Below are 21,703 nucleotides of genomic sequence, written 5' to 3' on the forward strand. Positions count from 1 at the left end.
CTCCTCTATTTATGTCGGATTTTACAGTAATGGGGCTACCCCTGGGGTGCTTCCTTAAAAAGGAAGCACCCCAGGGGTAGCCCCATTTATTACCATATCATACCAATGAATTCTCTTTTTTGGCCCTCAACATTTTCATATATATCACTATAAGCTCGTCCAAACATTCGCTAATCATTAATCTTGCTTCCTCTTCATCCGATGTTATGCTTACCTCATTAAGTAAATTTCTAAGTTCAGAAATATACTTATCTAACTGTACCAACTCAATATCTACATCTTTCATGTTAACCTCCGATATCTTCTACCATAATTGCTCAATACTACCTTTATAACTGTAGTTATAAAGCCTGCTGGAAATTCACCCATATTAAATTCATTCCTTACACCTAATAGGCTTTATCTGCAATATAAAAAACAGCTCTAATATCTTTCTGAACTATCTCTTCCTGTATAGGTATAAGTTTATAATCTGAAGTAATTTGAATTAAATTATCTTCATAGTTTATTCCGTAATTATTAATTTGAAATCTTATTTTAGAACATATTTCCTCTGCCAATTCCTTTGTTACAGTATTCAGCACTATTAAGAAGATACCCTTCCTCAATGTACCGGACCAATTCATCTCAGACTTTAAATTATCTGTAATGATCTTTGAAGTTTCCTTTAAGACTAAATCCCCAGCTGCATTTCCATATTTACAAATAATGTCTTCATAGTTAGTAACTTTGCATGCAGCTAAAGAAATAGGAATATTATTTATATGATTAAAATAGATATCTACCGGTAACCTTTCTTTGATGTAGCTTCTATTATAAATCCCAGTAAGCTTATCCATTATGATACTATCATTAAGCCTTTTAGTTAATGATCCTACTTTAAGATAACAATTTTCGGTTTTAAATTCTTTGCTATGAGTTATGTCTCTTATTAACTCCACTACATAATTTTTACCTTTGAGGTTTAAAGGTGAAGACGTAATGAAATACAATCTACCATTGCTCATCTCTAGCTTTACAGCATTGTCTCCCTCTATAATAGCTCTGGCAGCGGTACAGTTTGAACATATTTCTCCTTTATCCCAAAATTCGTAGCATCGGACCTCTTCTCTTTGATGCTCCAAATCCCCGCAAATAACTCTTTTTTCAAATGGATCTACAATGCGAATAAAATCATAGAGCCCTTTAATTCCAGAAATCTTTTCTATAGCTCCATTCCATATATCCATTTATTATCACTCCCATACCCCTTACTATTAGTGATTTTCTAACCCTCTCTACCTTATTAAAATAATTAGATGACATTTCAACATTAAGTAATCTATATAGAATTTTACAGTATTCTCCATATACATGCAATGTAATTCCATTATTTAGTTATTAATTTTATAATTTGGATATAGGAAATAAATGTAATCACCCCAGGGGTGGTTCCATGAAATGGAACCTCCCCTGGGGTGATTACATTTACTGTAAGTTTTTATTTTCTGTTACCGCCGCCTACTTGGTAAGCTGATGTAAAAGTTCCTGCTTTATTGCTTTGGAAGGTTAGGGTATTATTCTGAGGTTCGAAAACACCTCCAAGCAAACTCCAATGGCTGTTAGCAGTTTCTAATACATATCCATCTAATGATTTTTTCCCGTTTAAAATGTTTCCTTTAATATCTTCTGGGCTGAGTTTAAACTTAATAGTAAGCTTTTCATTATTTCTAAGCTCTACTATATCTTTAATAGTGTTCTTTTGTATATCTGTAACCTTTATAACAATATCCTTCATATTTCCTACATGCTTAAGCTTAGGGAACTTTATTTTGCTTAAGGATTTTTGAGTTTCAGTATCTAAGTCTTTTATAGAAATATTCAATATGGTCTTGTCCATATCAAGATTGCTTAGGCTTATCCCTGCTGCTGGAAGTTCTGTCACAGTATCCTCAATATTCATGGAGAAGATTATTCCCTTTTCTGCCGCAGCTCCCACTATATCCATAGAAAGCTCCATATTGTTTATTAAAGAATCAGATTGAGGAAGAACTAATTTTTTATCCTTTGATGATCCTGCTTTTTCAATCATTTCCATAAGCTGAATTTTACTTATTCCAGGAGCAGCTAATTTGGAGTTTTGGAAAGTTGCTGCTGCAAGCTTTAATTCTTCAAGAGCACTGTCTACCTCCTGCTGAAGAGCTTCTGCCTTATTAAATACTGCTTCAGCTTCTGCCAACTCTTTTTCTAATGCTGCTGCAGCTTCCACAGGATATTTTCCTACTTCCACTCCTATTACTGAATTTTTATAAATTTCTGCTGTTAAGTAAATCTGCTTCTTCAAATCATCTTTATTCACCAGTATTTTATCTGTAACATTTATCTTATAGAATCTTACTCCTTTAGATAAATAAATGTTATCATCATTGCCAACAGTGAAAATTGAAGTATTTTCTATAAATTTGGACTCTAGGGTTTCAGGATTTATAATTGTAAGCTTACTTCCTAAATTTGCATATAGGAAACCATCCTTAGACCACTTCATGTATACCGGTCTCCACTTTCCATAGTTATCAACTTCAGGATATATATTCTTATATTTAACTACCTTCATAGTATTTGTATCCATAGCAAATATAAATCCATTTGCAGCTCCCCATAACAAACCATCAGGTCCTATGGTTAATCCCCCTATCATAGGTACATTATTTAATCCGGGAAGGTTCAAATCTAATTCCTGAAGCTTTTCTCCTTTAACTGCATCCCAAACAAATATCTTAGCTCTGCTTGTAATTGGCTCTATTCCTAATCCTCCTGATATAGAGGTAGAACCATATACCTTACCATCCTTATAAGCAAGTCCAACTATACTTTGATCCTGTACCACATTTCTGTGTATCTGCCATGTTTTATTTATAGTATCATAAATAGATAAAGCGCCTCCATGCTGTCCATAACCCGGTACAGTACCTACAAAGAGTTTATTATCTCCTGTCTCCATGGCAAAAGGCCTATCCTGTTCATTTTCAAGATTCTTTATCTTTACAGGCTTGGCTCCTTTTGTTGTTATATCCATTTCATAAATTTCTGCTTTAGGATATACTCCGAAATACATCTTATCTCCAAGTCCAACCATTCCTTCAACCTGACCTATAGGGAAAGAATAGCTTTCACCGGTTTCCGGATTATACTGGATTCCCTGACTTCCCATATATCCGCTTATATATATTTTCCCTTGAGAATCTTTTTCCACGGATTGTATGGCATTAGCCTGTGCCTCTACTAAAGTAGGGGTACTTCCCTTTTTGCCTGTTTTAAAGTCTATTAAAGTAAAGTTTCCTCCATAATTTAAGGCTACAAAGGTATTGTCACCAAATTCACTATCATTCTTAAGGTTTATCAATGCACTGTTTCTCAGTGAAGCATCAAAAGGCATAACCTTCTCAATCGCCTTTGATTCTAAATTAAAGCTGTATAGGTTTCCGTCCTTATTTGAGTAATACACTTTACCATCAACTTCACCACTGGTAGCTACTAATCCTCTAACATTAGGAAGAACATCATCAGTCCACTGCTGTTTATCCATATCATAAACTAAGGAAATAAGAGGTCCGTTAAAGAATACGAATAGATAATTTCTAACTACGGTAACACCGTATACAAATCCCATACTGTTATACTTTCCTTTATATTCGGGTCTGTCAGTTGGTCCTGGAATTTCAATCCTAACCTTTTCCCCGGTTTCAGGATTTATCTTCCATATCCTTCCGTTAAGAGAACCTGTACCTGCATACACATGTCCCTTATAATATGCTATAGACCTTATATAATCTTCAGGCTTTCCATCATCTCCTGGAGCTGTACCATCATCAACTCGTCCATAGTCTGTGAATTTGTTTGCTGCAGGATCGTATTTAAACAGAGTTCCTGTAGGAAATCCTCCTCCATACACATTAACCCCATCGGTGGTTAACGCCCATAAACTTGATACTCCAGGAGTTGGAACTCCTAAATCTACTACCTTGTTCTCTTGTGGAGAATATTTAAAAAGCTTATTAGCTGAACCTATATAAACACTTCCATCATCGGTTTTTACATGAGTCCACGCACTAGAGGTTCCTTCCAGAGGAAAAGATTTTAGTGGAACCTTATTATCTAAATCCACCACATTAAACATAGCGGGAACTCCTGAGCTAGAACTACCTGAAACTGTAGTATAGGCTACATTGTTTCCATTTTCTGTTCCATATACCGCATCCAGTGTCTGAACAGCCTGAATAGGAGTGCTTATATACTGAAGATTACTGAAATCTTTCGGTATACCTTCCGCTGCTTTAACTCCTTCGCCGGAAGCTGTAGTTATGAATGAAGCTGCAAAAAATACTGTCAACAATCTGCTTAGATGTTTTTTGAATAAAGAACTTTTCATTTTATACCTCCTATAAATTTTATAAACCCCTGAAAAGGTAAACCTTTACACCTATTTAAAGCATATCAATACACATAGAATAAGTATTTGGTTTAATTTTAGATTTAATTTGTCTTAAATTTTTATAAAAAATATATGTGTAAATAAAAGGGAGTACCCCTGGGGCGCTTACATTTAATGTAAGCACCCCAGGGGTACTCCCTTTTATTCCCTTTAATCCTTTTTACCTTGAACACCTTCTAAGCTTTTCCAAAAAAGCTCTCCCTTTGGAGGTTATCTTGGTACCTTGCTTTGTACTTCCTATATTTACCAATTCAAGTTCCTCCAGTTCTGTAAGCACTCTTCTAATGATATTTATAGTTGCAGGTATCCCTTTTTCACATAGACACTCCTCAAGGTAGGCTCTGCTTGCCCTTTTATATTGAAGTTCTGCAAGATACAGCTGATTTAAAATTTCCTGAATAAGATTTATGTTATCATGATTTTCTATGAAGTTTACTATATCCTCATCGCACTGTTCCTGCTTATGCCCTGCTTCTATGGATTCTAAAATATCTATCGGCAGATCCTCTGCTTGTACACATTCATCCTCTACTATTTCAACGGTATATTGTATAAGATTTTGAAGTTCTCTGACATTTCCAGGCCAGTTATACTCCATTATGAGATCAAAGGCTTCTTTTGAAAAGCACTTCTTTTTATAAAGGGTTTTATTATAATACCTTATGATTTCAGGAATGTCCTCTTTTCTTTCTCTTAAAGAAGGAACCTTTATAGTAATGGTATTTAGCCTATAGTATAAATCCCTTCTGAATAAATTATCATTTATCATACTTTTAAGGTCTCTATTTGTAGCGGCAATAACCCTTACATCTATAGAAATAGGACTTATCCCTCCTACTCTAAGTACTTCCTTTTCCTGAATCACTCTAAGAAGCTTTGCCTGAAGGCTTAATGGAGCATCTCCAATTTCATCAAGAAATATTGTCCCCATATGTGCTAATTCGAAGAGTCCCGGCTTGCCGCCCTTTTTTGCTCCTGTGAAGGCTCCATCCTCATACCCAAAAAGCTCACTTTCAATAAGACCTTCAGAAAGAGCGGCAAAGTTTGCTGCCACAAAGGGGCCATTGCTTCTTAGGGAATTTCTGTGAATAGCTTGGGCAAAAAGCTCCTTACCTGTTCCATTTTCTCCAAGTAAAAGCACAGATAAATCAGTTTTCGCTGCTTTTTTTGAAATATCTGTAGCACTCTTTATAGGCTTGCTGGATCCTATGATATCGCAAAAATCATACCTTGCAACATTACCTTTTATACTTAGCTTTTTCCTTATTTCCTTTTCTATATCCTGGATGTCTGATACATAGCTGAAGCTTATTACCTTTCCTGTTATCTTATCATCGCTTTTTAAATAATTCTTATGGAGGATAATATCCTTATTATTAATTTTAAAAACTTCACTGGTTTTATTTTCGTAGCTTTTAATAAAATCCAGTATCTCTTTATCATTTATGTACTTAGAGATATTATCTCCTATAATCATGCTTTTACGGCAGTTTAAAAACTTCTCCAATACATTATTTTTAAAGGTTATGTTATACTGCCAGTCAATAGCTAATATTCCATCGGTAGAGGCATCTAAAACCCCTATAAGGGTGGATCTCAAATCACTTATTTTCCTATTTAAGGATATAATCACCTTAAGGTATCTCATGGTGAATAAGTTAATTCTCTCTATGGGTAAATCCAAATGGAGAAGAATCCTCACTATAGTGGAAATATCTATGATTTTATTGCCTAAATCAATTACGTTATCTATTTCTTCAGGCACATAATGAGAAGTCCCTGCAGCAATTGCAAAATCCGATTTGGATATCAATTCTTCAGCACGGTGACAACCCGGAGCATAAGGAATATAATTTATTTTATTTAACCCAAGCTCCTTTAAGAGGTCTATGGTTTCTTGAGCAGAATGCAGTATATTGCTTACTACCAAAGCGTTCTTCCCACTGTCCATACTTAGTATTTTATTGAGTTCTAAAAGGTTTATACTTCTCACAATATTTATTACTTCCACATTAAGAGGCGCTTTACTTTTAACCTCATCATACAACGCGGGACTTGCTGATAATATTAAGTCAAATCCAAGATAGCTTTCAGCCCCGTCCTTTAAACTCAGCAGAACTATTTCAACATCCTTTTCGAATATCGCTTCTAATTGCTTTTTATAGCTTAAATTAATTTTTTCATCTCCTGATACAATTGCAATTCTGCTTCTAAACATTAAATCCCTCCCATCCCCCTTAAAAATTGTACTTAACTGATATATTATTCTTTTTACTATTAAAACAAGAACCAATAAATTATACCCAATTATTATTAATATATATTATACCTCTCAAATAAGCCTCATTGTACCTTTCATTTTATATTTAAAAGACATAACCTCAAAAAGTTATGTCCTTTAGATATTCTTCACATTCTAATAGGGAATAAACAACTCTATTCCTTGCTCTTACAAGTCCTGTCACAAGAAACTTCCTTTCCTCTGCATTTAAGGACTTAATCTTTAATATATCTGCCAAAAGAGGAACAGGGGGCATCAATACCGACTGATCATGATTAAATTCTTCCCTCTTTGTATAATTAATTCTGATTAATTTCCTTTGAACCTTAATAATAGCGTTATTTATAACCTCAGCCTTTTCCTTGCAGCTTTTAATCTCATCCGCACTTTTATAAAAATTTTCTAAAGCTTCACTAAGGCTTCTTATTCCTTCAAATACCGGAGAAAAGTTAAAAAGCCCCTGTGAAAAATCCTCATACTGCCTAACATACTTTTCCATAGACTGAAGCATTGTCCTTATGTCTATAGGAAGAATGGGAGAATGGCACAATTTTAACAGAGCCGCCAGATACAGCTTTATATCCCGCATAAAGTTTTTTTCATCTACCACTCTCATATCATCTTTTTCAGTATGCCATTCAATATTTCCTCCTGAACCATATACCTCGTAATATCCCAGATCCTTTATTTTATCTTCTCCTATGGCAGAGCTCCTCATAAACATAGAAGTAATTCCTATATTATTAAAGGAGTAATCCCCTGCACGCAGCGGTCTTGCCCACTTAGGAGTAATTCCTGTAACCTCTTCCACTAAAGATCGGCAAAAATCATCCACATCCTCAGTCCACATTATATTTTCATAGGTATCAGCATCCTTGCAGCCTGGTGACTCGCAATTTATTTGACACACACAATTTCTGTATAGCTCCATGGCATAATTATCTGCAAACCAGGTAGATCCTGCAAACCTTCCGTTGGAATGTCCCGGCCACCATGCTATCCATACCTTTCTTTTCATATATCCTGCATTTTGTTTTAAAACTCTGGCTATTTCCAGTAAAGCAGCATCTCCTAATGCATTATCTCCAATTCCGGCATACCAGGAATCTATATGTCCATGCAGCAGTATAAACTTGTCCGTATCGACTTTTCCTCCTATTTTAGCCAATACTAAAGGACACTTTTTCCAGCCCTCTACCAAGGAAGTTTTAATAGCAGCTCTTAACTTTTCCTTTTTCAACATATGTATAAGCTTTTTCCCCTGCTGACTGTTAATAGAAACCACAGGAATTCTTATGTTATTATTGAAGTCTTCTAACCCCGGCGAACCCCAAATTGAAGTACAGGTACATTGATGTATATCTTTACCTGGCTGAACAAAAATAGCTGCCACTCCCCCCTGAACAATGATATCATTTACCTTTACCGGAGAGGGCACTCCTTCACAAACTACTATTTTCCCTTTTGGGTTCTGTTCAAAATTCAGATTATATTCAAAACTATCTAAAGCATAAGGAGTAGGCACAGAAGCTGCAAATACCATTTCCCCATCAATCCACTTTTCTCCGGTAGACATGGAAAAAGCAGGTGTCTTCACCTTAATGTCCATTTCCTTTCCGATAATTTTAATCTCAGCTTTAACAGGATTACTCAAATAAAGCTCCGGCCAAAGGATTTCGTGATCAACACCAAAACTCCTCAGTCTTTCAGAAATATAATAAGCTGCAGTTTTCTCCTCTTCACTTCCTGAATGCCTATAAAGATCACTGAAGCGGTGAAGAAGTTTATCGGACTCCTCAAAATTCAATTGTTGTAAAATTTCCCTTTCCTCAGGCAGCAGCATAATACTCCTCCAATTAAATTCATATTTAACAAAACTACTATAGTTGTAAGTTTATTATCTTCTATTAAGATTCAATATTTTTATGTATTTCACTAATCATAATATTTATTTACCTTCAATAAAACCATTATATTCTTTCCACGGCATAAAACAACGACATTAATTTGCACTCAATAAAACTATAGCATTTGTATTAATTTCATTAAACTATAATATATTATAACTCAAATATTATATATTTTCCTTGAAAGACTTTTCTAAAAAATTGAATAAAGTATAGTAAAGCTGATAATAAGATAAATGTAAAGATCTAGAAAGCTAGACCTTTACATTCTGATAAATTTATATATTTTATATAAGGGATATATATTAAATCCTATATGTTTTTAAACCCAAACCTCTTCAAGTACTCTTAATATGTTTTCTCCTAACACTTTTTTAATATCTTCATCACTGTAATTATGCTTCACTAGCCACCTGAGGATATTTATTGATGCCTCAGTAGGATTTTCCAGTCCCTTTACATACTCTACCTCATCATAAGGTAAAGTTCCTTTATTCACCTTATCTATAGACAAGTTAGCAGTAAAGGCATGATGAAGACCTACATGATCTCCGTAAAGAGTGTCAGGCCCAAAAGCAACATGGTCAATACCAACTAAATCCTTTATATATTCAAAATGCTCCATAAAGGAATCTATATTATGAGCTAAATTGTTAGCAGTTAAGGTTGTGTGTGGAGCTGCCTCTATTCCTATAACTCCTCCTTTTGCCGCACAAGCCTTAAGAACCTCATCAGGTTTAAGTCTATTACTCTCCCAAAGAGCTCTGGCTCCGCAGTGGGATAAGAAAATTGGCTTTGTACTTGCTTCTATGACGTCCATAGTTGTCTTATCTCCCACGTGAGAACAATCTATTGCCATTCCTACCTTATTCATACGTTCAACAACCTTGTACCCCAGGGCAGTAAGACCCCCGTCATTTTTCTCCTTAAGCCCTGACCCTAAGGAATTAGATTCGCTGTAGGTTATTCCCATGAGCCTTACTCCAAAGCCATAAAGTATTTCCACACGATCAACTTCATTTTCCAGCATTGCTCCGCCCTCAATAGTTGGAATAAGCGCAAGCTTTCCTTCTCTGTGAGCTCTTCTTATATCTTCCACCTTTTCACATCTTATGATAAAATCCTGATGAGCTAAATCACATAATCTTAATCCTAAATCCTGAAGCACATCATTCCATTTCCATCCGTTTTTAGAGGAGATAGTACAGGTTCCATCCATAAGATTATCAAATATTCCATCTAAGTAGGACTTAGACAAAGATTCATAATCTGCAAGCTGTCTTCCCTCTCTGTTATATTCAAAAACCCTTGACATATCCTCAGGGAAAAATACCGGATGGTCATGAAGTGAAATAAAAATACATTTTTCAGCTAAATCAAGAACTCTTTTTTCCTCTTCCGCTGAAAGAGGTACATAATATTCTTCCACCCTGCCTATTCCCTTTGGAGTCTTAAATTCCACATAATCCTTTCCCTTTTCTAAATAATCATAAGCCTTATATCCGTCATATTTTTTGTTTAATCCCATGCTTATTCCTCCAGTTTGATTTTTCTATTATATAGGATATTCTTATATCCAGACTTCCTTTAAAGTCCTTATTATATTTCCTCCTAAGACCTTTCTGATATCCTCTTCACTGTAATTGTGCTTTACCAGCCATCTTATTATGTTGTGGGAGGCCTCTGTGGTATTTTCCAGACCCTTTACATAATCTACATAAGGAAAGGCATCCCCTTTAGTGTTTTCTCCAATAGACATATTACTGCTAAATAAGTTATGAAGTCCTACATGATCTCCATATAAACAGTCGGGACCAAAGGCAACATGATCTATCCCCGCCAGTTCTGCAATATACTCAAAATGCTCCATAAAGGATTCTATATCATGTCTGCAGTGCTTTTTAGTGATAGTGGTGTGCGGTGCAGCCTCGATGCCTATAACTCCGCCTCTTTCAGCACAGGCCTTAATTACATCGTCAGGCTTCAGTCTTTTCATGTTCCAAAGGCTTCTTGCTCCCACATGGGTTATAAAAACAGGCTTTTTACTTGTCCTTATAGTATCCATAGCAGTAACATCTCCGCAGTGGGAAACATCTATAGCCATACCTATTTTATTCATTCTTTCCACAGCTTCAGCACCGAAAGAGGTTAGTCCTCCATCGTACTTTTCCTTAAGTCCTGAACCTAAACTATTGGATTCACTATATGTAATCCCCATCATTCTTGCACCTAGTCCATATAAAATTTCTATCCTATCCAGTTCGTTTTCAATCATAGTAGCGCTTTCTAAGGATATAAACCAGGCTACTTTACCTTCAGCCTTGGCTTTATATATATCCTCTACGGAACTGCCTTTTATGAGAAAATCCTGATGGGCTATATCACAGGAGCGAATACCTATATCATGAATTACATCTGTCCACTTCCATCCTGCCTTTGAGCTTATAACGCAGGTTCCATCCATCATATTGTCAAAGACAGCATCCCAGGCTGAATGGGCTAATCCTTCAAAGGCAGTACATTCTCTGCCTTCCCTTTCATAATCCATAAGCTCTTTAACATCCTTAGGAGTTATACTGGGATGATCGTGGAGAGAAATCACAGGATGGTTAGCTATAATCCTCTTCACCTTTTTTTCCTGCTCTTCATTTAAAGGTATAAAATAAGGCTCCACCCTATTTAACTCATCTGAGAGCTCGAAGCTCTTATAGTCTTTGTTCTTATCCAGGTATTCATAGGATTTGTATCCTTTATAGCCTTCCTTCATAATCTACCTCCACCTAAAATTCAATTAATCCGGAGGAGATAGATTTTTTGTATATTCTTATTCTATCTCCCCCTAAAATCCACTAATCCATTCTATTTAGCTTTATAAACCTTAACTATATTTTTGGATTCCATTAATCCTACAAGTCCAGGAGTCAACTCAAAGCCTGCAAATTCTTTAGAATATCCGTAAGCATTAGTCTTAACCCAGCTGTTTAATGCAGGAATTTCCTTAACAAACTCCTTTTGGAATTCATCCATGATTTTTATACGTTTTTCATAATCAGTTTCCTTTGTTGATGCTTCAAGAAGCTGATCCATCTTTTCATTTTTATAGCACATAATATTTAAATCAGACTTTGAATGATAAACAGTGCTTAAGGAGGTATCAGGGTCATCTATTACTCCCCACTCAATAACATTCATATCAAAGTTTTTCTGTTTAACAACCTTATCTGTATATGTTGCAGGATCCACAGGTTTTAAATTTATTTTTATACCAGCCTTCTCTGCATTACTCTTAAATATATTTGCTATAGAGTCTACATTCATGGTAGTAGTACGGTAAATAAGCTCAAATTCAAGGTTTTTACCATCTTTTTCTCTAATTCCGTCATTATCTGAATCCTTATAACCTGCATCCTCTAGGGTTTTCTTTGCATCCTCAATACTGAATTCAGGGAACTTTATACCGGATTTATTTAAATCAGCATAAACCGGGGAAATTGGTCCCTCCATTTTTCTTGCTCCCCCCTGCATGGCGGTAGTGCAGATAGCATCTTTGTCTACTGTTTGTGCAATAGCCTTACGTACATTTACATCCTTTAAAAGCTCATTTTTATAGTTAAAAGAGAAATAACCATATCCTAAAGAGTCAGTCTTTATTACACCAAATCTGTCTGATGATGCTTCTAACTGTTTTTGTGCTGATACAGGCAGAGCTGACCCAGATACATTTACCTCTCCGTTTTTTATTGCTAATGTTAAAGCATTTGCATCTGGAAAAATCCTGAAGGTAACAGTTTCAAGGTATCCGCCTTTTCCACCATTGGCAAGAGGCCAATCCGGAACTCTTTCAAGGGTATAATATTCACCTTTTTTATATTCCTTTACTTTATAAGGTCCATAGCCTAAACCTTCAAATTTATAATTCATTGGATCATCAACTTTTTCGTAAATATGCTTTGGCATTATTGGTACCCAATAGCCAGCCTGCGTAAGAAAGTTTATAGTAGTATCTTTTAAATGATATTTTATAGTTGTTTTATCTACAATTTCAGTCTTTTCCACCGGTGCATACATATCTGCACCATAGCCTAGCTTTTTGTCCACAGTGTATTTTGCTGTAAATGCCAAATCCTCTGTGGTAAAAGGCTTTCCATCATGCCAGCTTAAACCGTCATGAATAGTTACAGTAAATACAGTAGAATCTTCATTAGCACTGTATTCTTTAATTATGTAAGGTACCTTGTTTCCTTTTTCGTCTGTAGTCATTAGTTTAGGAAGTACAGAGTCCATAACCGTAGAAGCATTCATATCGTTATTTGTCCAAGGAGCTAAATTATATGGGTCTCCTGTTAGTCCAACCACTAGATTTCCTCCTACCTGAGGCTTTGCACTGACATTTGCATCAGATGTTTCTCCTCCACCTCCGCAGCCTGTAAGCATGGTAACCGCTAACATAAGGCTTGTAGCCATAAGCGTAAATAAACGTTTCTTTTTCATTGAAATCTCCCCTTTTTATCTATTTTTTCTTAAAACTCTACCTGAATAAGGAAGTTTAAGCTCTCCCTTTAATAATGCTATCTCTCCGTTGACTATAACTGAATCCACTCCTTCAGCATGAGTAAGAGGTTTTCTGTAGTCTATCTCTTGAGGCGATGGGAAGCTGTATTTATCTATATCAAGTACAGTTATATCAGCAAAATATCCTTCTTTAAGTTCCCCTCTTTCTTTGATGCCAAAATGTCGTGCTACCATAGAGGTATTTCTTCTTATTATTTCTTCTACAGGGACTCCTTTTGATCTGTACATATTCATAAATATTGGGAATCCTCCATTTCTCTGAAGCTCATACCAATCATAAGGATCTTCTGGATCACCCATTATTTCATCTGTTCCTACACATACATAAGGATTTTTTACTATCTCTTCACAGTGTCCCTCCATAGGAAAATCTTCTCTGGAAGGTCCTCCAAGCCAAAAAACGTAATGTTTATCATCAGCAATCAAATCCAGCATGCATTCATCGGCATCCTGATTTCTTTCCTCTGCTATTTCCGCCACTGATTTACCTTCTAATGAAGGATCCTCCGATAAAATTATGTATTTATCTCTTTTGTCACCTGCAAATATAGTTGCATCCTGCTTTATAAGTTCTCTGCCTTCCTTAGTAGCCAGAGCTTTTTTGACACCCTCAGGTCCTCCTGCAAATAATTCATCAGATAATGCCATGATAAATTGGATAAGCCTTGGCTTGCTTGTACAGTGTCCAGTGCTTCTTGGAATGGTATCTATGAGTACCTTTTTAGTTTCCTCTGCAGCCTTCCTTGCTGCTTCAAAGGCTTCAGGACAAGTAGGCTTTAAATGAGATACTTGAAGCTTTACTCCGGACCTTTTACCCACTTCTAAAAACTCCTCTGTAGCCTCCTTTATTCCAATAGCGTGTCTAAGATGTGCAGCTGCCACTCCTTCATAATCATTTACTATCTTTGTTACCTTAACCAGTTCATCCATATCCGCATATCTACTTGGCACATAATCTAAACCGAAGGAAATCCCCCAGGCTCCCTGCTCCATATTGTGTCTGATAATCTTTTCTATTTTCTCCTCCTCTTCAGGAGTAGGCTTTCTGTCATAAGCTCCTCCCATAACAGACCATCTTATGGTTCCATGACCTAATAAGGTAACGAAGTTTAGGCTTGTACCGCTTTTTTCTGCAGCTTTTGCATATCCTTCAAAGTCCTCCCATTCAGGAAATCTTTCTTTATATTCATCTCTCTGCTTAGTGCTTAGAAGACCATTTCCCCAGTAATAATCCAAAATGTTTTTTCTTGGACCAGGAACAATGGAATGCCCGCAATTGCCATTTACAACAGTAGTTACACCTTGACGCAAGAAGAGCTCATACCCTCCCTTTATAAAGCACACCCACTCCTCATGAACATGAGGGTCAATATATCCCGGCATTACTACTTTCCCTTCAGCATGGATTTCCTGCCTTCCTGATTCCTCAATATGAGGGCTTATTCTTTTTATTCTGTCTCCCTGAATCGCCAGGTCTCCAATAAAGCCTTTTTTACCTGTTCCATCTACTATCAATCCATTTCTAATTATGATGTCATACATTTTTTTCACCTACTCTTCCCTTCCTTTTGGATTCAACGCTTCATTTATTCCATTTCCTAGGAAATTGAAGCAAGCAACATAAATCATGATAAAGAAGCTCGTAAAGAACCACCACCACCAGGGGTTTGGTGTATCTATTACCGCTCCGGCATCCCATGCCTTTTTCAGTATAGTTCCCCAGGACCAAACCGTTGGATCTCCTAAGCCTAAGAAACTTAAGCCTGATTCTGACAATACAGAGGTCGCCATTACCAGGGTCAAGTTAACAAGCACCGGTCCTGCAATGTTTATTAATATATGCTTAAAAAGGATCCCTGCTGTAGATATTCCTGAGCATTTTGCAGCCTCTATATACTGCATTTCAGAAACCTTCATTGTGGAGTTTCTGCATACCCTTGCAAGGGAAGGCCAGGAAAATAACCCTATCACCACAGCCACATTCGTTATAGATGAACCTACTATGGCAGCTATTATAATCATTAAAGGAAGTACCGGAAGGGTGAGAAAGATATCTATAATGCTATCTATCAAAGATCCTAAATACCCCTTAGCATATCCGGATATTAATCCTGCCGGTATTCCTATTAAAACTGATACAGCTACCGCTACCATGGATACGTAAAGTGAGGTTCTGGCTCCCCATACTACCTGAGCAAATATATCCAGTCCAAGACCATCTGTTCCAAAAAAATGTTCTGCTGAAGGTGAAAGCAGTATTTCCGGTCCATAACCTTTTGGATAGGGTGCAATAGAGGGTGCTAAAACTCCGAGAATGACTATAATAGAAACACCTAAAACCCCTGCCATAGCCATTTTGTTTTTCAAAAAAGCCTGTAAAAATGTTCTGTTCTCCATTTAATTACCTCCTAAATAGGTTTATAACCAAAACTAGCCTTCCAGCTTTATTCGTGGATCAAGCCACGCAATAACTAAGTCAGTGATTATATTCATTAAAACCACAGTAACAGCTAGTATTAAGAAAGCTCCCTGCAGCACCGGATAATCTAAAGCAGAAACAGAATCATAAATCAACCTTCCTACTCCAGGCCATGCATAGACGGTTTCTGTCATAACAGCCCCTCCTATCATTTTGCTGATATTTAGACCTATGATGGTTATAGTTGGAATAAGCGCATTTTTTAAGGCATGTATTCTTAAAACGTACTTATCATCCCATCCTTTTGATACCGCTGTTCTTATGTAGTCCTCCTTAAGTACATCTATAGTACTGTTTCTCGTATAAAGCATAATCGTAGCAATTTCTCCTATAAGCAGCGTAAGTGCAGGAAGAGCCACGTGCTTTGCCACATCTATGTAAAAATCCAATCCCTTGCCCGGAGGAGGGGTATAAGCACCTCCTGTAGGCAGCACCTTTAAGTAATATGCAAATATGTATAACAAAGCAAAGGATAAAAAGGGTATAAAAATCGATATTCCGAAAATTATAACGGTATTTGTAAATTTATCAAAAAATTTATTTCTTTTTTTAGCTGCTAATATTCCTAAGGGAATACCTATGATTAATGCTAATATAACCACCACTGTCAAAAGCAGCATAGTCCAAGGGAGTTTCTGCATTAAAACCGATGTAACCGGCTCTCTTGTCTTAAAGGATATCCCCATATCTCCCTTTAAAAGATCCTTCAAAAACACTATGTACTGTGTTCCTAAAGGCTTATCCAAACCAAATTCCGCCATCATTGCCTGCTGAGCCTCCGGCCCCAACTTAGGATCAACCAATAAATCTACAGGATTTGAAGGCATAAGTCTTATTATAAAAAATGTAATAGTTGCTGAAACAAATATTGTTAAAAGTCCCTTTAATACTCTTTTGGTTAAATACTTAGCCATTAATTTTCTCCTCCTTCCGTACATCATAATGATGACATCTTACAAAATGACCAGGCTCTACTTCTATTAATTCCGGATGTGAGGTTTTACATCTCTCACTGGCTTTAAAACATCTTGTGGCAAACCTACACCCACTGGGAGGGTTAAGTGGGCTAGGTATATCGCCATTCAAAATAATACGGTTTGTCTTTTTTCTAATAGTAGGCTCCGGTATTGCTGATACTAATGCCTCAGTATAAGGATGAAGAGTTTTCTCAAACAAGCTTTCTGTAGTGGCAAGCTCTACTACCTCTCCTAAATACATAACAAGTATTCTGTCACTTAGATATTTCACTACTGATAAATCATGACCTATAAATATATAAGTAAAATTGAATTTCTTTTTAAGCTCATTAAATAAATTAAGTATCTGAGCTTGTACTGATACATCTAAAGCAGACACAGCTTCATCACACACCAAAATCTTAGGCTTTAAAGCTATAGCTCTTGCTATACTTATTCTTTGGCGCTGTCCTCCGGAAAATTCATGAGGATATCTGTCATACATTTCTTTTTTCAGTCCTACAAGTTCTAAAAGTTCTTCTACGGTTTTACGAACGGACTTAGCATCTCCCGACACTTTATTTGCTAATAAAGGCTCAGCAATAGTATTCCCTATTTTAAATCTGGGATTTAAAGATGCATAAGGATCTTGAAACACCATCTGAAGCTCTCTTCTTATAGGTTTGAATTCTTTTCCTCTTATCTTTGATATATCCCTATCTTTGTATAAAACTTCGCCGGAGGTAGGTTTAAGAAGCTTAATCAGCACTCTTCCAAGGGTTGATTTACCTGAGCCTGATTCACCTACAACTCCTAAGGTTTCTCCTTTATATAAATCAAAGCTTACATCCTCTACAGCATGTACATAACTTTTCTTTGAGAAAATCCCACTGCTTACATCAAAATATTTTGTCAGATTCTTAACTTCTAAAATTTTATTTTCTTCATTTTCAATAATCCCCTTAACTTCAGTCAAAGTTCACTCCCCCTTTTCCAGCTTTGAAGCATTGCACATAATGCTTATCTCCTATCTGCACCAAAGGCGGCTCGCAGTTAGGACATTTTTCACCTGCAATCCTGCACCTTTCAGAAAATCTGCAGCCCTTTGAAAAATTCTTAATTATAGGTACATTCCCCGGTATGGTATATAGTTCATCTTTACTAGAGGATAGAGTAGGCATGGAAGCCATTAATCCTTTAGTGTAAGGATGGATAGGATTTTCAAATATATCCTCCAAAGTCCCCTTTTCTACCACCCTTCCTGCATACATCACCACTACCTCATCACATATTTCTGCCACCACGCCTAAGTTGTGAGTTATAAGCATAAGAGATCCTTTATCTTTAAGTTTCTGCATTAAATCTAAAACTTGAGCCTGAATGGTTACATCTAATGCTGTGGTTGGTTCATCAGCTATCAAAAGACTTGGACCGCATATCATAGCCATAGCTATCATTACACGCTGTCTCATCCCACCTGAAAATTCATGGGGATACTGAAGCATCCTCTTTTCAGGATTAGATATTCCAACCATTTCAAGCTGTTGAAAAGCTCGTTTCTTTATTTCCTCTTTTGACATTTTAGGATAATGTTTTTTTAGCACCTCAGATATTTGAAATCCTATGGTAAGCACAGGATTTAATGATGTCATAGGTTCTTGAAATATCATGGATATTTCCTTACCTCTAACGCTTTCCATAGATTTCTTTGTTCTGTTTATAAGGTTTTCCCCTTTATAATTTATCTCTCCTCCTTGAACCACCGCTGCCTCAGGAAGAAGCTGCATTATGGAAAGGCTTGTCATGCTTTTTCCGCATCCGGATTCTCCTACTATACCTAAGGCTTTTCCTTCCTCTATAGTAAAAGAAACCTTGTCTAGGAGATTATAAACATCACCATTATCGTCTCTAAAACCCATGCTGTAATTTTTAAATTCCAGTAAATTTGCCATATCACTCACCTCAAAATATAAAAATATAATTCCACAATTGTATTAATCTTAATCTTTGAAATTTCGATTTTAAGTTTCAACCTGTTAAGTATGTAAAATCTATAAAGGTTCGTTTATAAACATTTGATTTACAAAGCTTTAATTAATAAAATTTAGTTGTGCAATAATTTGATTTTCAAAATCTTTATCATTAAATCTTATTAAATCTTCCTCTTTTCTCACTGTTCGCTTCATTTCTTCCATATTTAGAATTCCGGATGTTTTATTAAAATCAAAGCCTTAGTCTATCCTCTACAACATCAAACTGTTTAATTAAACAACTTAGGAAGCAATCCTGATTATGAAAAAACGGTACTCATAAGCCTAATTATTTAACTCAATAATTTAGCAAAGTGAAGCGTTAGATTGAATATAAAGCAAATAACGTGCCAAAATTCTGTTAAACTAAATTAATAATATTCACGGATTATTTTAAATTATTTAACAATTGATACTGTTTACATAATTTAATATGTTAACTGGTGATTTTAATCTTATTTAATCCATGTATTATTGGGTTTGTTTAGGTGCTTTTAAGTTATTTTAAAAGCACCTAATTTAGAGTATGGTATCTAATGATGCTAAGGAGATTTATGGAGTAAAATGTAACTACCCCTGGGGTGCTTCCAGTTTAATGGAAGCACCCCAGGGGTAGTTACATTTTTTTACACTTTTTAAATACCCTTGCATATTATCATAGCAATACTATACAATCAAATATGATATAATCACTTTTATTGCTTTTAAAAGAAGCTTACTACTTATAAAGATGAGTATTAAATTTACTATAATGCCTAATTTAGGATGCTTACATTATTAGGAGGCGTTAAAATGGATGAAAATATTACAAAACCAATTTATCAGCAAATTGCCATTGATATAGCAGGAAGAATTGCTTCCGGAGAACTTCAAGTAGGAAGAAAAATTCACGGAAGATCTACCCTGGCAGGACAATATAAGGTTTCACCGGAAACCATAAGAAGGTCTGTAAAGCTTCTCGAAGATATGAAAATAGTAGAGGTAACTCCCGGCAGCGGAATAACAGTAAAATCCAAAGATGAGGCTTTTAAATTTATAAACAAGTTTCAAAACATCTCATCCATGACCTCTTTAAAAAAAGATATCTGGAAGCTTTTAGAAGAAAAAAACAAGCTTGATAGAGAACTGAAAAGCTGTATAGACAAATTTATTGACTACTCTGAACGCTTTAAGCACAGCAATCCCTTCGCACCTATAGAAGTGGAAATTCCCCATAACTCCCATATAATCGGCAAAACCATTGGAGAATCAAACTTCTGGCATAATACCGGGGTTACAATCATAGCTATAAAAAAGGATAATAACATAATACTATCCCCAGGTCCTTATGCAGACTTTCAGGCTGAAGATATACTGGTTATGGTAGGCGACGAAAATGCTCTTGAAAGGGTTACCAAATATCTTAACGACAGCTATTAATGCATAGAACAATGTAAAAATTAAATAATAAAAATATAAGGCATGTCCTGAATACATTAATATACAATACATCTCTTTATTAGAGGATCAGACATTTTTTTGCAAAATAATGTCCTGGGTATATTAATATTCCAAGCATGCCTTTTTGATTTTAATAAAACATCTTTAAACAGAACCCTTAAAACTAAATACTATACTCTTTTTTTAGCACCATCTTTTCAGCTTAGGAAGTGTGTTCTGTAACATCTTTCGTGCATCCTCTTCCTTCATACCGCTATTTACCATATGAGGAACACAGGTTTCCATCATTTCCTGCATAGTGACGTCCTCCAGGAACTCTCCATCTTTATAGCAGTATACGCAGTAATCTTCGCTGGAAGATCCATCATTGTTTGTCCCCCTTAAGGTAACGTCTTCCATAGGCATTGAACAGCTTTGACAAAGGTTATTCATTTATTTTCCTCCTTTATAATGAATGTTTTGTTTAAATTAATTATAAAAGAGTAAATAGGACACCTGGTTGTCTTATTTAAAAGCAGAATCAAAAAATTTATATATATTTTCCATAAATTCTTGAAGCCTTATTTTTTATTACCTCTCTTATATGATATGGCTCCAGTATTTCCACGTTATCCCCAAAGCTTAAAATCATTTCATAAATCCACTCATCCTCAGGGAATTCCGCAGTTACATAAATAAATCCGTCATCATTAAATTGTAAATCCTCAATTTCAAAATAATTATCCAGTCTGCTTAATGCTTTAGAGTTGAATTTCAAAAGAATTTTCACCTTTTCTCTGGTGTCTTTGTAAAAATCAATGCTTTCAGGTATATTTTTAGGCTGAAATCTTTCCTCCAATTTAATAAGCTCTCTGATTCTCGATAGTTTAAATAATCTAAAATCCTCTCTAACTCTGCAGTATCCATACAAATACCAGCTGCTCACCTTTAATATAATAGATAAAGGTTCTATAATTCTCTGGGTGGATACTCCATTTATGTCTATATACAAAAATTCTACAGCATTTCTATTTTCTATAGAAGTCTTTAAAATATCTATTCTCCTCTTATTTTTATCATTGCTGCCCCAATAGCTTAAATCTATGATAAAATCAGACTTCTTCTTACCTTCATTATTTTTCTGCAGAAGCATAAGCTTTTCTGCTATGTTTTGAAAATCCTTATGATTATATGCCCTGCTTACCCCCTCAACCGCTGTGAGGAGAATATCTTTTTCGCTCTGTGTAAAGTAGCTTTTGCTGATAAGATAATCTTCCATCAATCCATAACCGCCATTTTTCCCTTTATAACTTACAACAGGAATCCCAGCGAAGCTTATCCTCTCAATATCTCTCTGTATAGTTTTAATGGACACCTCAAAGTACTCAGCAAGCTCTCCTGCAGTGACTCTTTTGTTATTGATCATCTTTATTACTATAGCTAAAAGCCTTTCTACCTTCATATTTCCCTCCGAGAAAACATATAATTTTAAAAATCTCGAATTTCCAAGGAATTTTCATATGTCTTTTTATATTTTATCTTCCTTGCTGTAATCTTTTTAAGTCTTATTAACAATGTTTATAAATCC

Annotated in this window: 16 protein-coding genes; 1 reads left to right on the forward strand and 15 read right to left on the reverse strand. The window is 35.6% G+C overall.

The window, feature by feature from the left end:
* Positions 1 to 97 precede the first annotated feature (97 nt).
* From TA89_RS11115 to TA89_RS11175, 13 genes are all read right to left on the reverse strand, one after another.
* On the reverse strand, positions 98 to 286 hold the full coding sequence (locus TA89_RS11115; RefSeq protein ID WP_040213415.1) for a hypothetical protein: 189 nt from the start codon (positions 284 to 286) through the stop codon (positions 98 to 100).
* Positions 287 to 389: 103 nt separating this feature from the next.
* Positions 390 to 1,229: a GGDEF domain-containing protein gene (locus TA89_RS11120; protein WP_040213416.1), complete on the reverse strand. Its 840-nt coding sequence runs from the start codon at positions 1,227 to 1,229 to the stop codon at positions 390 to 392.
* Positions 1,230 to 1,480: 251 nt separating this feature from the next.
* A complete protein-coding gene (locus TA89_RS11125; protein ID WP_052447454.1) occupies positions 1,481 to 4,408 on the reverse strand; it encodes a ligand-binding sensor domain-containing protein in 2,928 nt (975 codons plus the stop codon).
* 223 nt (positions 4,409 to 4,631) lie between these two features.
* Complete coding sequence (locus TA89_RS11130; RefSeq protein ID WP_040213417.1) at positions 4,632 to 6,689, reverse strand: sigma-54 interaction domain-containing protein; 2,058 nt, start codon at positions 6,687 to 6,689, stop codon at positions 4,632 to 4,634.
* A gap of 163 nt (positions 6,690 to 6,852) precedes the next feature.
* Positions 6,853 to 8,595, reverse strand: coding sequence for a M28 family peptidase (locus tag TA89_RS11135; RefSeq protein WP_040213418.1), 1,743 nt, complete (start codon positions 8,593 to 8,595; stop codon positions 6,853 to 6,855).
* Between the two features lie 386 nt (positions 8,596 to 8,981).
* Complete coding sequence (locus tag TA89_RS11140) at positions 8,982 to 10,187, reverse strand: dipeptidase (protein ID WP_040213419.1); 1,206 nt, start codon at positions 10,185 to 10,187, stop codon at positions 8,982 to 8,984.
* A gap of 42 nt (positions 10,188 to 10,229) precedes the next feature.
* A complete protein-coding gene (locus tag TA89_RS11145; protein ID WP_040213420.1) occupies positions 10,230 to 11,426 on the reverse strand; it encodes a dipeptidase in 1,197 nt (398 codons plus the stop codon).
* Between the two features lie 92 nt (positions 11,427 to 11,518).
* The gene (locus TA89_RS11150) at positions 11,519 to 13,150 is read right to left on the reverse strand and encodes an ABC transporter substrate-binding protein (RefSeq protein WP_040213421.1); all 1,632 of its coding nucleotides are present in this window, start codon (positions 13,148 to 13,150) and stop codon (positions 11,519 to 11,521) included.
* A gap of 15 nt (positions 13,151 to 13,165) precedes the next feature.
* Positions 13,166 to 14,773: an N-acyl-D-amino-acid deacylase family protein gene (locus TA89_RS11155; RefSeq protein ID WP_040213440.1), complete on the reverse strand. Its 1,608-nt coding sequence runs from the start codon at positions 14,771 to 14,773 to the stop codon at positions 13,166 to 13,168.
* A gap of 9 nt (positions 14,774 to 14,782) precedes the next feature.
* Complete coding sequence (locus TA89_RS11160; protein WP_040213423.1) at positions 14,783 to 15,628, reverse strand: ABC transporter permease; 846 nt, start codon at positions 15,626 to 15,628, stop codon at positions 14,783 to 14,785.
* Positions 15,629 to 15,661: 33 nt separating this feature from the next.
* Complete coding sequence (locus TA89_RS11165) at positions 15,662 to 16,624, reverse strand: ABC transporter permease (protein ID WP_040213425.1); 963 nt, start codon at positions 16,622 to 16,624, stop codon at positions 15,662 to 15,664.
* Positions 16,617 to 17,642: an ABC transporter ATP-binding protein gene (locus TA89_RS11170; RefSeq protein ID WP_242850125.1), complete on the reverse strand. Its 1,026-nt coding sequence runs from the start codon at positions 17,640 to 17,642 to the stop codon at positions 16,617 to 16,619. The genes TA89_RS11165 and TA89_RS11170 overlap by 8 nt, the downstream gene beginning before the upstream one ends.
* Positions 17,635 to 18,618 (reverse strand): ABC transporter ATP-binding protein, encoded by a 984-nt coding sequence (locus TA89_RS11175; RefSeq protein WP_040213426.1) that lies wholly within the window; start codon positions 18,616 to 18,618, stop codon positions 17,635 to 17,637. The genes TA89_RS11170 and TA89_RS11175 overlap by 8 nt, the downstream gene beginning before the upstream one ends.
* Before the next feature lie 870 nt (positions 18,619 to 19,488).
* Here TA89_RS11175 and TA89_RS11180 point away from each other — a divergent pair.
* Positions 19,489 to 20,115 carry a GntR family transcriptional regulator gene (locus TA89_RS11180; RefSeq protein WP_040213427.1) on the forward strand — a complete coding sequence of 209 codons (627 nt, stop codon included), beginning with the start codon at positions 19,489 to 19,491 and terminating at the stop codon, positions 20,113 to 20,115.
* Between the two features lie 204 nt (positions 20,116 to 20,319).
* Here TA89_RS11180 and TA89_RS11185 read toward each other — a convergent pair whose 3' ends face one another.
* Positions 20,320 to 20,568 carry a zinc ribbon domain-containing protein gene (locus tag TA89_RS11185; RefSeq protein ID WP_040213428.1) on the reverse strand — a complete coding sequence of 83 codons (249 nt, stop codon included), beginning with the start codon at positions 20,566 to 20,568 and terminating at the stop codon, positions 20,320 to 20,322.
* A gap of 97 nt (positions 20,569 to 20,665) precedes the next feature.
* Positions 20,666 to 21,577 carry a helix-turn-helix transcriptional regulator gene (locus TA89_RS11190; protein ID WP_040213429.1) on the reverse strand — a complete coding sequence of 304 codons (912 nt, stop codon included), beginning with the start codon at positions 21,575 to 21,577 and terminating at the stop codon, positions 20,666 to 20,668.
* Between the last annotated feature and the right edge of the window lie 126 nt (positions 21,578 to 21,703).

Origin of the sequence: Clostridium polynesiense (assembly GCF_000820705.1) — a bacterium.
GTDB classification, from domain to species: Bacteria; Bacillota; Clostridia; order Clostridiales; family Clostridiaceae; genus Clostridium_AA; species Clostridium_AA polynesiense.

Bases quoted from the DNA above. Each gene is read 5' to 3' on its own strand.
- TA89_RS11185 (WP_040213428.1), bottom strand. From the start codon at position 20,568: ATGAATAACCTTTGTCAAAGCTGTTCAATGCCTATGGAAGACGTTACC.
- TA89_RS11120 (WP_040213416.1), bottom strand. From the start codon at position 1,229: ATGGATATATGGAATGGAGCTATAGAAAAGATTTCTGGAATTAAAGGG.
- TA89_RS11155 (WP_040213440.1), bottom strand. From the start codon at position 14,773: ATGTATGACATCATAATTAGAAATGGATTGATAGTAGATGGAACAGGT.
- TA89_RS11190 (WP_040213429.1), bottom strand. From the start codon at position 21,577: ATGAAGGTAGAAAGGCTTTTAGCTATAGTAATAAAGATGATCAATAAC.
- TA89_RS11175 (WP_040213426.1), bottom strand. From the start codon at position 18,618: ATGGCAAATTTACTGGAATTTAAAAATTACAGCATGGGTTTTAGAGAC.
- TA89_RS11125 (WP_052447454.1), bottom strand. From the start codon at position 4,408: ATGAAAAGTTCTTTATTCAAAAAACATCTAAGCAGATTGTTGACAGTA.
- TA89_RS11130 (WP_040213417.1), bottom strand. From the start codon at position 6,689: ATGTTTAGAAGCAGAATTGCAATTGTATCAGGAGATGAAAAAATTAAT.
- TA89_RS11145 (WP_040213420.1), bottom strand. From the start codon at position 11,426: ATGAAGGAAGGCTATAAAGGATACAAATCCTATGAATACCTGGATAAG.
- TA89_RS11140 (WP_040213419.1), bottom strand. From the start codon at position 10,187: ATGGGATTAAACAAAAAATATGACGGATATAAGGCTTATGATTATTTA.
- TA89_RS11115 (WP_040213415.1), bottom strand. From the start codon at position 286: ATGAAAGATGTAGATATTGAGTTGGTACAGTTAGATAAGTATATTTCT.
- TA89_RS11160 (WP_040213423.1), bottom strand. From the start codon at position 15,628: ATGGAGAACAGAACATTTTTACAGGCTTTTTTGAAAAACAAAATGGCT.
- TA89_RS11180 (WP_040213427.1), top strand. From the start codon at position 19,489: ATGGATGAAAATATTACAAAACCAATTTATCAGCAAATTGCCATTGAT.
- TA89_RS11135 (WP_040213418.1), bottom strand. From the start codon at position 8,595: ATGCTGCTGCCTGAGGAAAGGGAAATTTTACAACAATTGAATTTTGAG.
- TA89_RS11165 (WP_040213425.1), bottom strand. From the start codon at position 16,624: ATGGCTAAGTATTTAACCAAAAGAGTATTAAAGGGACTTTTAACAATA.
- TA89_RS11150 (WP_040213421.1), bottom strand. From the start codon at position 13,150: ATGAAAAAGAAACGTTTATTTACGCTTATGGCTACAAGCCTTATGTTA.